Raw genomic sequence first — 11,977 nt, forward strand, 5'->3', positions numbered from 1 at the left:
GGGCAGGTCCAGTCGAAGGTGAGGTTGGTGAACGGCGTCTGCGTGCCCCAGCGCGACGGCACGTTGAGGTTGTAGATCAGTTCCTGGATGCACTGCTTCACCGTCTCGTAGCTCATCGCGTCGTTGCGGATGAAGGGCGCCATGTAGGTGTCGAACGACGAAAACGCCTGCGCGCCGGCCCATTCGTTCTGCAGCGTACCCAAGAAGTTGACGATCTGGCCGACCGCACTCGACATGTGCTTGGGCGGCCCCGCCTCGACCTTGCCCGGCACGCCGTTGAGGCCTTCGTGCAGCAGCGTGCGCAGCGACCAACCGGCGCAGTAGCCGGCCAGCATGTCGAGGTCGTGGACGTGGATCGAGCCGTCGCGATGCGCCTCGCCGAGCTCGGGCGGATAGACGTGGTTGAGCCAGTAGTTGGCCACCACCTTGCCCGACACGTTGAGGATCAGCCCGCCCAGCGAATAGCCCTGGTTGGCATTGGCGTTGACCCGCCAGTCCTGCTGCGACAGGTATTCGTTGATCGACGCCTCCACATCGACCAGCGTTTTGCGATCTTCGCGCAGCTTCTTGTGGCTTTCGCGATAGGCGATGTAGGCGCGCGCAGTCTGGAAATGATTGGAGGCAATCAGGCTCTGCTCGACTACGTCCTGGATGCGCTCGATGTCCGGCGGCGCGTTGCGGAAACTGTGCATCAGCACCTTGACCACCTGGGCGGTGAGCAGGTCCGCCTCGGCCTCGCCGAATTCGCCGCTGGCCTGTCCGGCGCGCACAATGGCGGAACGGATCTTGGTTGAGTCGAACGCGGCGCGATGACCATCGCGCTTGACGACTTCGCGGAGCAGCCCCTCTGCTACAGAATCCATTCCAGCCTCCTTGTGAACAACATTTAGTGTTTTCAATGGAGTCAACATACGACATATTGTGTTCATGTCAAGGATATATTCAGGTTAGGATATCCTGATAAACTGATGAGCACGTCATTTCAAGCACTTGAAGGAGCCAGGTCATGAACACAATTCTGGATTTTCTGGGCAGCGATCATCACGCTTGCGACGATTTGTTCGCTTCCGCCGAAGCTGCCGTGGCGCAAAAAAACTGGGACAGCGCACGCGAACAATTCGGCCGTTTTCAAGCCGCGATGGCGCACCACTTCACGATGGAGGAAACGCTGTTGTTTCCTGCCTTCGAATCGCGCACCGGCATGAGCACGGGACCGACCCAGGTCATGCGCATGGAGCACGCGCAGATGCGCGACCTGTTGCAGGGCATGCAAGATGCCGTTGCGGCCGCCAATCAAAATAGCTTTCTGGGGCTGTCGGAAACGCTCAACATGCTGATGCAACAGCACAACCTGAAGGAAGAGAACATGCTGTATCCCATGTCCGACCGGGTACTGGGCAGCGAGCGCGAATCCCTGATCCGCGCCATGCAGGCCAGCGGCAGCCAGGACGAAACATGAGCATTTCCGCGCACGAAATCCTCGTCGATGCGCGCGGCCTGGAACCGCCGGAGCCGATGGAAAGAGTGATGCAGACGCTGTCCCTGCTGCGCCCAGGCCAGACGATCCGGCTGCTGCTGCACCGCGAGCCGTTTCCGCTCTACCCCATTCTGGCCGAACACGGTTATCGCCACGCCACGCGGATGGAAGCCGACGGCAGCTACGTCATCCTGATCAACCCGGCCGACGCAGCAGGCGGGCAGGGCGGATGAGCCAGCCCGCGGGCCTTTCGTTCGAACAGGCACCACAGTTCTCGCTGCCGCTGCGATTTTTTCTCACTGCGCCGCTGTTCCTGATCGCCGCTGCCATCCTGATCGCGCTGTCGCCCGACGCGCTGGCTTCGCGCTGGACGCCGCAGGTGCTGGCGCTGACCCATGCGCTCACACTGGGCTTTCTCGCCATGGTCATGCTCGGCGCCTTGATGCAGATGCTGCCGGTGGTGGCCGGCTCGCCCCTGCCGGCGCTGCATCTGGTTGCCCGGATCAGTCACGTTTCGCTGGTGCTGGGGACCGCGGCCTTGATGACGGGATTCCTGACGGGTAAGGCAGCCGCCTACGGCAGCGGCGTCGTTCTGCTGGGCGTCTGCTTCGCCGTCTTTCTCGTGGCCGCCGCCACCAGCCTTGCTCGCGCCGTCGCTGGCGTCACCGTCAACGGCATCCGCTTCGCGGTGCTGGGCCTCACCCTCACGATCCTGCTCGGCGTGGCACTGGCCCTGCTGCGCGCAGGCTGGTGGACGCCGCCCGCCATCGAATCCGCGATCAATGCGCACGTCAGTTTTGGCCTCGTCGGCTGGGTGCTTCTGCTGGTGGTCGGCGTCGCATATCAAGTGGTGCCGATGTTCCAGCTCACGCCGCCGTATCCGCCCCGGCTCAGCCGCTGGCTGGCCGGCGCGCTGTTCGCGTTGCTGCTGCTGCACGCCGCGGCGCCGGTGTTGCCGCCCGTTGCCGCTCGCATCGTCGATGCCTTGCTTGCCGCCGGCATCTTGCTGTTTGTCGCAGCCACCCTCCATCTGCAATCCCGTCGCCGCAGAAAACTGCCCGACGTCACCCTCGACTACTGGCGCCTCGGCATGGCCAGCCTCATCGCCAGCGTCGCCGTGTGGATCGTCGCGCAAGCCTGGCCAGCCTGGGCCGACAGCGACGCCTATCCACTGCTGCTGGGAACTCTTTTCATCGGCGGTTTCGCTGCCAGCGTGGTGAACGGCATGCTCTACAAGATCGTGCCCTTTCTCGCCTGGTTTCATCTGCAGGCGCAGTTGCAGGCAACGGCAGGCAGCATTCCAACCATGAAGGACATGATTGCGGAACGCTGGATGCGCGGGCAGTTCAGGCTCCACCTGATCGCATGCGTGCTGCTGCTCGGGGTCCCGTTCTGGCCGCAACTGGGGATTGCGGCGGGCGGGGTGCTGGCGCTGTCAGCGGTGGTGCTGTGGATCAATCTGCTGTCAGCGGTGCGGCGGTTTATTGCGCATGGCGGAGACTTTTACTAGCGGTTCGGTCTTGTGGTGGGCGGCCGGATTTTGCCGGCCCGAAGCTGTCTTTAAGGTCGATCGAGCTGATGTCTGGTTATCGGCCGAAGCGACCTCTCAAGCTGGCTGTTCCATTTGTCCGGTGTTCGACGCCTACCAGTCAACGATGGAGATAAAGGGGTTTGCTCCGCAGAGCGACCGCCTTGACCCCCAACCGTTCCTTGGTCTACCGCATGAATCAACAGACGCGGGACCGGTCGGCCTTCGTGCTAGTGCCGCCAACAGGGCCGCCGCTGGAGCTGGTCCGCCCGGAAACACGCCTTTCGGGCTGGGTTCGGCCGGAAGTTCAACAGCTTTCAGAATGGCCACATCATGATTCGTGATAAATTGGGTTCGCCTACCGTTCCGGGTGAGGGCGAGGGAGTGCTCATGAAAACAACCGGCCTGGCTTGTGCATACAGGTGCCGATACCTTGTCCTGGCGCTTTCTCTAGGCGCAGCGAACGCTGCATGGGCGCAGACAAATATCCCAATTACCCCACCCGCTGACGACGGTGGCATCCTTCTGTGGCGTGTGGTACCAGCCGATCTGCACAACCCGAAGTTCTCGGCCGAGACGTTCAAGGCGCTGGTGACCAAATCGCTTCCACGCAGCGTGCAGGTCAAGGTCAATGACACGCTGTCTGACGTGGTTCGCCGGCATTTCAACGTCAGCAGAACCTGGACGCCGGCTGTCTATGGGGCGTTGGTCGAGCAGATCAAGCAGGCGAACAATCTGGTCAAGGACACCGATCTAAAACCGGGCACGCTGATCGTTCCGGACCTGCCACGCACGGCCAAGAGCCAACCCTCGGCCTTTAATGTGTTGAACGTATCCCCAAAGATCTCCATGCTAGACCTCGGCGCTAACGCTTGGGACTCCAGCAAGAATGCGCTGGTCGGTACGCCCGTCGTCTCGGAGCTGGGACGCGTGGGCTCCCAGTCGGTGATGCAGATTCGCCGGCTACCGCTGGAAGTGGCGCTGTCCTTTGCAGCACCGCTAGACGAGGACGTTCCCAGTGAATTCCGCTTCGCGGCCATGCGCGTTCCCTTGACGGTGGAGCTCAGCGCAGAGCCTGCCCCGGCGCCGGTCGGCGATGGCTGTCCAGCTATCGATCCGGCGCTGGCGAGCATCCTGGCCAGCAAGCCTCGCACTCAGGCGACGGTTGTGGTGCTGGATGACGCATGGCCCGATGACGAAGAATTTATGAAGGCACGTGACTTCGTCATCAATGCCTCGAAGCTAATCCGTGCCAAGTTCAAGCTGGACGGGGCCACGCCGACCCTGGGCGACATCGACGCGCTCTCGAAGATGAAGGGCACATCGTTCCCGGCCGGCATCGCGCCTTATCCCGCCCTGAGGACACATGCGGCCGCCATCAAGGCGAGCCTGCGATCCTTGAGCTGCAACGACAAGGGCCAGGGGGTGAAAGTGGTGTTCATCCCGATGGGCACGGCGCAGGACGGCTCCTATCCGCTGCTGCGCGAGATCCTGTACTTGGCTTACCTGGCGCGCATAAAGTCCAATAACTTCAGCACCCAGCTGGTGTGGGCTGCCCCGCAGAAAGACCAGATCGACACCGCGCGCAGCTTTGCCGCTAAGGGTTTCGCCGATGAGAAGGGCAAAATCTCGCCCTTCCTCAACCCTTTCAGTCCCACCGGGCCCAACAACATCCTGACGGACCAGGCGCTCATCGAGCAGCTAGCTTTCTTTCTAAGGATGCATTCCGACGCGTCCCAGTCGCCGCATTTCCTCTCCATGTCCTGGACGGCACGGGAGTTGGCCTGGCAAATCTACTTTCCGGAGTATAGCTACGGGCTGATGCTGGCAGCCGCAGGCAACAGGGAGACTGTGAATGTGCATGAAAAGCGGGTGCAGTTCGCCTACCGCAGCACCAACCCTGGCGACGTGATCGCGGTTGAGAACAGCGACGGAGCCAAATACCTATGCTCCTCAAGCCACTTCTCCCAAGCCGAGGGCGTCGATGTACTGGGTGTGGGCTATCCAGGCGAGATCTCCGAAACGAAGTTCTGCGGCACCAGCTTCTCGACGCCGCGCGTAGCGTGGCTGTTGGCGGCGCGCGAGGCCTATATCGCCCCCCCGCCGGTCACCGATGAAGAGCGCTCGCTATGGCAGAGCCGGCAAAAGACGCGCATCAAGGCGATGCGCGCCTTAACCCAAAAGGGTAGCATGCGCTTCAACGTCACGTGGCAGAAGCTGTTGGAGGCACCGGCCAACTGATTCTTCCAACATTTTTCAATAAGAGGGAGCGAACGATGAAGCGAACGATAGCAATTCAACAGGTGAAGGCTCGCCATGTCGTTGCCATGCTGCTGTTGGGGGGCGCACTGCACGCCCATGCACAGACGCCAGCGGACGACACCGCAGCACTGGAAGCCCAGATCAAGCTCAAGGAGCTACAGCTTAAGCTGCTACAGGCCGATCAGAACATCAAGGATGCCGAGCTCCAGACGCTGGATCAGTCTCGGAAGGAGGTGGCTGCACAACGCTTACTCGCGCGCCAAGCCGATGCTGATAATTTGCAGGATCTACAAGCGGCGGGTGCAGTCTCTGGGGCGCAGATTACCAACGACCTACTGCTGGCCGCCAAGTTGAAAGACGCCTTCGGCGATGCGCCCAATATCGGCAAGGAGGGCGCGATCAGCATTACCGATGGCAGCACGACGCAGCTGCTTGCTACGCGCTCTGGCAGCGCCTGGGCCGCCCTCAAGATTGCCAATCAGATTTGCGAGGACCTGAAGGCGGCGAAGATCGAGGACGCTTACATTGCCCCAGCTGGCTTCGATGAGAAGGTTGTGCGTAGCAGACTCTTCAAGGCCGAGGTGGATTCCCTTAAGAAGTACGCCGATGACCAGAAAACAACGCTAGACGGGGTGTCGCTGCAGTCGGCAGCCGCTGTGGTAGCCGGGCTGCAAGTTGCACGCTACTTGATTGGCACCGTGCAGGAACTGTCCAAGGCTTTTCGGCCGGACTATGGCTTTGCGATCACCGCCAACGCCTCCCGTGCGGTCCTGATCGAGAAATCCATCGCAGCGCGCTGTCCCACTCAATTGGCCAACACAGACCTAGAGACGTCCCTTCGCCTGGGCATGGACTCGTCTGCCTTGTCTGATTCGCTGAACACGCTGATCGCTTTTGCGGACACCTACGACGGGAAGATGTCCGCTCTGACATCTCAGCTGAACTCGGCCAAAGAAAATCTGGCAGCGGAGAAGGCCAAACCAAAGGAAGATCGGTCTGCGGCAACCATCGCAGCAGCAGATCGCAAAGTCAAAGGCTTCCAGCCGCTGGTGATGGATCTTCAACTCGTGGAGCCGGCGGTCAAGCGGGTCAAGACCTTCCTCGATTCACTGAAGACGCGTGGGGTGGAAGTCATCGAGGCTCTTGTGTGGGCCGATTTCGACAATAAGTGGAAGAACAAGCCGCGCCTGCAGTTGGTGGTCTCTGCCCAGGACGTGCAGATCACCAAGACGTCGGCCTGGACGAGTCAGAAGATTCTGGCCGCCGCGCACGTCGAGGCGCTGTACCACGTGATCGACAAGGACGGCAAAGTGCTGGTCAGCGGCGCACACGTGCAGTCGGCCACCGCGCCCAAGCTAGAGCTAACCAAGGCCGGCAAAGATACTTTCGCCGGCTGTCGGGTCCTGTCCACAGGAGCTACTTGCCATTGACCGGCGCGCTGCCAAAGCAAGCAACGGGGCGTACCAACTGCAGCCGACTCCGGCCGCCGGCAGCAAGCGCAGTAGCATCTCCGCATCTGCCGTCACCTGGGCGCCATGTACGCGGGACAGCACCGAGAGGACACTCGCCGCGCCGCCATCAGGGTGCTGCCGCGATGAATCGGCCGCCCTCGTGCACTTACGGAAGCCAGCCTGCAGTATGGTCAAACACTTGCTGACGCAGCCAATGTTGATGGTCGCTGGCAGCCAAGCCGGCAACAAGTGGATGGCCGAAGACCTGATACGCCGCGCAGCGCGCTGCCGACAAGGCCCTGCATGTGGTCGAGGGAGGCAGCCACATGTCCTTCTACAACATGCCACAGTATGTGAACTCCGCAGTGGGGCAGCTAGCTGACGGTCAATCATCCATGGTTGGCGGGCTGCGTTTCGGCCTAAGCGGTCAGTTGCGGCTAGCGCAAAGCTGGCCCGGGATAAGTCAGTAACCAGACCTTGGCAATTCCGTCATTGCAATTAGGTGAAACAATGGGAAAAGTCGGTCTCCGCACTGACAGGAGTCTTAAAGCCGCCGCTTGGCACGTTCGTCCCGCATCTTTGCGAGAGCACCTTCAACACTGTAGTGCTTGCGCTTAATGCTATTGGTATAAATGTAATTATGGTCCTCCCAGAACCAAATTACTGCTTCCGCCAAACGAATTAAAAGTAAGCGAGATAGGCTGACTTGTGAAAACGGCGGCTGGATGGGCAAGCAGCTCAAGGGCGACTCAGACCAGCTAACTGGGTTAGCTGGTGACCAGTTTGGCCAGAGTCCGGGCAAACGCTCGTACAATTTCCTTGCAGAATCTCCGTCACCATGCCTACATGCGTTGCCCAGCAGTTGTAACAAATCTAGGGCTGGAAAGCTGTCAAATGCTTGTAGAGGCACTCCCCGAAGATCTTGGAAACGCTTCAACAACTTTGTCCAATTGTCGGTAGCAAGTGATGCAACATAGGCATCGCTACGCTTCAGCTCGCGTGCGCAGCCTTTGAGGAACTCTCTCAGTTGTCGCTCCCACTGCGACTGGATTGATAAGGCGAATGCCTCCATCGTCGATTCGCGTAGCGCTTCCACATCGCCCAATTCAAAGGCAGCGACAGGTTCATCGCTTCGCGACAGTTCATCGTGCCTACTGTCGATAGCGTTAAGTGCAGGAGTGACAACACCGTCAAGGTAGAGTCGCATCGAGTTCGCATGCAGGCCAAGGTAGATGTCGGATTGGAGGTTGTCCCAGGTGAACCTATCAATATCTATGGGAGGCTTCGTCATCAGTAGGTGCATTTGCATAAGCTAACTGGCGCTCCTGAGGTGGCTGCAGGGGTCTGGCTATTGAGTGAATGGGGCTCTCGCTATGCTCGGGTATTCTTGCAGACTTACCTTGGTGGATGGAGCCATTATCCGTGACGAATGATATCGCTATCGACACAAGCAGTTTGCTCACGATACTGGGAGTGATCGCGGCCGTCTGGGCAATTATCCCAGCCAATAACCGACTTCGCTTCCGGTTGAGCGTCACTTGGCTCGACTGGCTCATCGTCATCGTGGTCTTCCTAATAGCGCACTATCTGGTCTTCAAGAGAGCGCTAGATGCTGTTGGGCTCTATTACAGTTTTGGCCCATGGAAATGGGGCTTGGACAAAGGTAGCGCGGTTTACCTCTTGCTGTTGGCGCTTGGCTTCTACCTTTTGGCCCGAGCGCGATCTCCCAAGTTGGCTAGACAGAATGTTGGAACGTTTGGAAAGCTCGTAGATAACCTGCTGCTGACGAAGCGCTATGACGAGCTCGTTTCGCTAGTTGAACCTCAATTATCAAAGCTGCTCAAGTTGAGCCAACATCGTCCACTGTTGGCTCGGGTTGCAGCAAAGTTCGCCCCTAAGCCGGTTTTCAATTTCGAAGTCCTGCTACATGGTGAGCCCGTTCGACGTGACTTAAAGGCGAAACACTACGACCGATCGAGACTATCCCAGTTTGAGACATTCCTTCTGAAGCGAGATCACGCGAGTAGACACGCGAATGAGATTCTTCAGAGCATCTCCAACGACCCAGCTCTGGTTGCACACCTTGCGGTGACACATCCCTATCTCTGCTTGAGTTTGCTTGAGCGCCCACAGGCAATGCGTGAGGATCTCATTGAGCTATTCATGGATGCTCTCCTAGCTGATCACACCAGTCGTATTTATGTTGAGCTGAAAAATAACCAGAATCAAAAGGGTCGCCATCGCCTCGCTCTACCCGAGTCGAATCGCATACTTTGCTTCTTCTTCAAGGATGTTTCTGTGGCTGCCAAGCTCGGGTTGTATCGGGCGATTGGTGAATCCGTCTGTAGGACACTGGATGAGGATCAGCGTTTGGCTGAGGCGTACAACAGTCCTTTGGGGTACTACAACGAGGTGGGGAAGTATCGCTGTCCAGTGCATGCTGGAATAAAGCTCTTCGAGATCATGGTCCACGAGGGCATTCATCAGGGCCAGCAAGATCATCTATGGCTCTTCTACTTCACGCATTTCACGACGCGCATCCTCAAACAGATGCGAGAAGCGTCGCCCGATGACGAATACCATGAGTGGCCCACACCTTTCTACTACTTGCTCTATGAAATTGTCCGCATTGCGTCGAACTGGGTTGAGGATTGCGTGGAGATAAAGACTCAAGATATTCCGGAATCGACCCGCGAACAGAAGGACTTTGACCTATTCTATATATCAAGGCAGGCGACCATTGCACTCGGATCGATCGTTCAAGACATCGTTCAATCTTCCAAGGTTGCGGATGGCTTCAAAGACTATGTACTCGAGATCGTGTTACGGCGTTACAAACATATCGAACGTGATCCACAGACGATGCAGGTGGCTAACGACCTAGTGAGATCTCTTACGGTCGGAGCCGATTTCCCAACCAAAATTGAATATCGCTATGCGTTGCAAAGGGGGTTTGACCGGCTCGATCATGTACTGCCGCGCGAAGTACCGAAGTTCGCGAGTGCTATCAAAATGTCTCTACAGGACTCTGCAGCGTAATTTGGTGCGTCTGCACAGCTGCTTCGTGTCGGGGTAAGCCCGTGGGTTTGAGTAGCGCGGTCGTACACACTGCAGTCACGAGCGAATGTCCGTTTAGCAGCTCGTAGCAGCCCGATTCGATTCGAAGTCTCACCGTCGGCTCTGGCCGAACAAGCGACGGCTGGGTTCCTCAGCCAGAATTTCTGCTTATGGCTGCAAGCTGACCATCCAGCGTTGCGCTGCGCGCGCCAGGGGGGCGGGCAGCTGGCGCAGCACGCTCTCCGGGTCGAGGGCATCGAGCAGGTTCTTGACGATGAGACCGAGTTCGGTGTCGCCTTCGCTGACCAGGCGGCGGCTGAAGAAGAGGGTGTCGGGGTCTTCGCGGCGCGCGAGCAGCAGCAGGAAATCGCGGGCAGTGGCGCTGATGGTGAGGTTGGGCGCGCCGTCGTCCGGCTTGAATCCGTTTTGGGTGACGGTGAAGCGCAGGCTGAGCCCGAGATCCTTGACGCGGATGGCGTAGCGCCGGCCGACCAGCGCCTGCCAGTCGAGGGTTTTGAGGGCGGGCCACAGCAGGCGGTTCGCCGCAGCTGAAAAGGCCAGGCTGGGTGGCGCGGCGGGGAGGCGGGCGACGAGGTTGACGAGTTGCGGGGGCAGGGCAAGGTTCAGCATGAGCGCTCCATTCCATATTCGAGTCCGGCGCGGCCATGCCAGTAGCCGTCGACCGGCGGGCCGGGCAGGATGTGCGTCAGCGTGTCCGCCGCATGGAGGTCTCCCGCCAGCGCCGCCTGGAAGGCATCGACCACGCGCTCCATGTGGCGCGACTGCGGCGACAGGCGCAGGCTGGCGATGTCGAGTTCGCGCAGGGCGGGCAGTTCGCCGATCAGGTTGTAGACACCGGCGGATTGAGTCTGGATACCGTTGAGCGTCAGAAACGGCGCGCCTTCGCGGCTGGACAGCAGCAAGCCGTCGGGGTGGTCGAGACAGCGGAACTGGCAATCGTCTTTGGGCAGGTTGTAGTGGCGCGCGGTGAAGCAGCGCGCGGAATACGCCAACGGCAACCGGCCATAGGCGAATACTTCGGTTTCGATGCCGGCCGGCGCGCGTTCGAGCAGCGCTGCCAGCGTGGCGTGCGACATTTCCACCGGCGGCAGCCAGCGTTGCGCACCCATCCCGGCGAGCACGTCGAGCGTGTCGGGATTGTAGACATTGAGCGTATGTCCGGCGACGAATGGCACGCCCGCTTCGGACAGCAACCGCACCGCGCCCCACTCGTTGGCTTCGACCAGGAAGCGGCCATCGCCGACGATGCGGCGCAGCGTTTTGAGGTCGGATTCGGACTCGATCAATGTCTGGCTGGATAGCACCACCGTCTTGCCGGCGGCGGTAAGGTGTTCCGCCAGTTCCAGCCAGTCCGGCAGGCGCAGCAGGTGACGGCGCGAACACACCGTTTCGCCCAGATAGACGCGCGCGACCGGCCAGTTCGCGGCCTCGGCGTAAAACGCGAGCATGTCGTCGCGCGACCAGTAATAGAGCAACGGACCCAGACTCAGATTCATGGCAGCCTCACTTCCACGGACGGTGATAGGCACCAAGCGTGTGGCTCTGCCCTTCCGACAACTTGTTGAGCTCGGCCTGCCAGGCGGGCGTGGGCTTGAAGCTGTCAGCGTTCTTTTTCACCGCGTCGATGGCGGCGCGCCACACCTTCGTCACCTGCGTCACGTATGCCGGGCTGCGCTGGCGGCCTTCGATCTTGATGGCGGCGATGCCGATTTTCAGCATCTCGGGCAGCAGGTCGAGAGTGTTGAGGCTGGTGGGTTCCTCGATGGCGTAATAGGTTTCGCCGCCGACTTCGAAGCGGCCCTTGCACAGGGTGGGATAGCCGGCCTTCTCATTCTTGCCGTAGCGGTCGAGCAGCACGCCGTTCAAACGCGATTCCAGCCCGCTCGGCGTGTCGGTCCACTGCACCGCTTTCGGCGGCGAGCACACCCCCGCCGAGTTGGGCGATTCGCCGGTGCAATACGACGACAGCAGACAGCGTCCTTCCACCATCACGCACAGGCCGCCGAAGCCGAACAGTTCGATCTCGACATCGGTGTGCCGCACCACGTTCTCCACCTGCGGCAGCGACAGCACGCGCGGCAGCACGGCACGCTGGATGCCGAAGTGTTCGCGGTAGAAATTCACCGCCTCGTAGCTGGTGGCCGAGCCCTGCACCGACAGATGCAGCCGCAGTTGCGGATG

General features: G+C 59.9%; 11 protein-coding genes. 6 read left to right on the forward strand and 5 right to left on the reverse strand.

All coding sequences use genetic code 11. From position 1 onward, the window contains the following. The coding region (gene nrdD, locus IV098_RS15520) for an anaerobic ribonucleoside-triphosphate reductase (RefSeq protein ID WP_296890686.1) at positions 1-863 on the reverse strand (863 nt) is incomplete at its 3' end. Positions 864-1,006: 143 nt separating this feature from the next. Here nrdD and IV098_RS15525 point away from each other — a divergent pair. The 5 genes from IV098_RS15525 (at position 1,007) to IV098_RS15545 (ending at position 6,697) form a co-directional block, all read left to right on the forward strand. After that, positions 1,007-1,459 carry a hemerythrin domain-containing protein gene (locus tag IV098_RS15525; RefSeq protein ID WP_296890688.1) on the forward strand — a complete coding sequence of 151 codons (453 nt, stop codon included), beginning with the start codon at positions 1,007-1,009 and terminating at the stop codon, positions 1,457-1,459. Continuing rightward, positions 1,456-1,710 carry a DUF2249 domain-containing protein gene (locus tag IV098_RS15530; protein WP_296890690.1) on the forward strand — a complete coding sequence of 85 codons (255 nt, stop codon included), beginning with the start codon at positions 1,456-1,458 and terminating at the stop codon, positions 1,708-1,710. Before IV098_RS15525 ends, IV098_RS15530 begins: the two co-directional genes overlap by 4 nt. Then, positions 1,707-2,987 carry a hypothetical protein gene (locus tag IV098_RS15535; RefSeq protein ID WP_296890692.1) on the forward strand — a complete coding sequence of 427 codons (1,281 nt, stop codon included), beginning with the start codon at positions 1,707-1,709 and terminating at the stop codon, positions 2,985-2,987. The genes IV098_RS15530 and IV098_RS15535 overlap by 4 nt, the downstream gene beginning before the upstream one ends. 408 nt (positions 2,988-3,395) lie before the next feature. After that, a complete protein-coding gene (locus IV098_RS15540; RefSeq protein ID WP_296890695.1) occupies positions 3,396-5,246 on the forward strand; it encodes a LysM domain-containing protein in 1,851 nt (616 codons plus the stop codon). 35 nt (positions 5,247-5,281) lie between these two features. Next, entirely contained in the window at positions 5,282-6,697 is a 1,416-nt protein-coding gene (locus IV098_RS15545; RefSeq protein WP_296890698.1) for a hypothetical protein, read from the forward strand. 565 nt (positions 6,698-7,262) lie between these two features. On the opposite strand, the gene IV098_RS15550 is transcribed toward IV098_RS15545, so the two are convergent. Next, a complete protein-coding gene (locus tag IV098_RS15550; protein ID WP_296890701.1) occupies positions 7,263-8,009 on the reverse strand; it encodes a hypothetical protein in 747 nt (248 codons plus the stop codon). 131 nt (positions 8,010-8,140) lie between these two features. On the opposite strand from IV098_RS15550, the gene IV098_RS15555 reads away from it, so the two are divergent. Then, the gene (locus tag IV098_RS15555; RefSeq protein WP_296890704.1) at positions 8,141-9,757 is read left to right on the forward strand and encodes a hypothetical protein; all 1,617 of its coding nucleotides are present in this window, start codon (positions 8,141-8,143) and stop codon (positions 9,755-9,757) included. A gap of 186 nt (positions 9,758-9,943) precedes the next feature. Here IV098_RS15555 and IV098_RS15560 read toward each other — a convergent pair whose 3' ends face one another. The 3 genes from IV098_RS15560 to IV098_RS15570 all read right to left on the reverse strand — a co-directional run. Beyond that, positions 9,944-10,405: an SCP2 sterol-binding domain-containing protein gene (locus IV098_RS15560; protein ID WP_296890707.1), complete on the reverse strand. Its 462-nt coding sequence runs from the start codon at positions 10,403-10,405 to the stop codon at positions 9,944-9,946. After that, on the reverse strand, positions 10,399-11,292 hold the full coding sequence (locus IV098_RS15565) for a U32 family peptidase (RefSeq protein ID WP_296890709.1): 894 nt from the start codon (positions 11,290-11,292) through the stop codon (positions 10,399-10,401). Before IV098_RS15565 ends, IV098_RS15560 begins: the two co-directional genes overlap by 7 nt. A 7-nt stretch (positions 11,293-11,299) precedes the next feature. Next, positions 11,300-11,977: peptidase U32 family protein (locus IV098_RS15570; RefSeq protein WP_296890712.1), on the reverse strand; the 678-nt coding region annotated here is incomplete at its 5' end.

This window comes from Thiobacillus sp. (assembly GCF_018780105.1).
GTDB lineage: Bacteria > Pseudomonadota > Gammaproteobacteria > Burkholderiales > Thiobacillaceae > Thiobacillus.

What these genes read in the sequence shown, in the direction of transcription:
- IV098_RS15565 (WP_296890709.1), bottom strand. Translation starts at nt 11,292, where the DNA reads ATGAATCTGAGTCTGGGTCCGTTGCTCTATTACTGGTCGCGCGACGAC.
- IV098_RS15550 (WP_296890701.1), bottom strand. Translation starts at nt 8,009, where the DNA reads ATGACGAAGCCTCCCATAGATATTGATAGGTTCACCTGGGACAACCTC.
- IV098_RS15535 (WP_296890692.1), top strand. Translation starts at nt 1,707, where the DNA reads ATGAGCCAGCCCGCGGGCCTTTCGTTCGAACAGGCACCACAGTTCTCG.
- IV098_RS15545 (WP_296890698.1), top strand. Translation starts at nt 5,282, where the DNA reads ATGAAGCGAACGATAGCAATTCAACAGGTGAAGGCTCGCCATGTCGTT.
- IV098_RS15525 (WP_296890688.1), top strand. Translation starts at nt 1,007, where the DNA reads ATGAACACAATTCTGGATTTTCTGGGCAGCGATCATCACGCTTGCGAC.
- IV098_RS15530 (WP_296890690.1), top strand. Translation starts at nt 1,456, where the DNA reads ATGAGCATTTCCGCGCACGAAATCCTCGTCGATGCGCGCGGCCTGGAA.
- IV098_RS15560 (WP_296890707.1), bottom strand. Translation starts at nt 10,405, where the DNA reads ATGCTGAACCTTGCCCTGCCCCCGCAACTCGTCAACCTCGTCGCCCGC.
- IV098_RS15540 (WP_296890695.1), top strand. Translation starts at nt 3,396, where the DNA reads ATGAAAACAACCGGCCTGGCTTGTGCATACAGGTGCCGATACCTTGTC.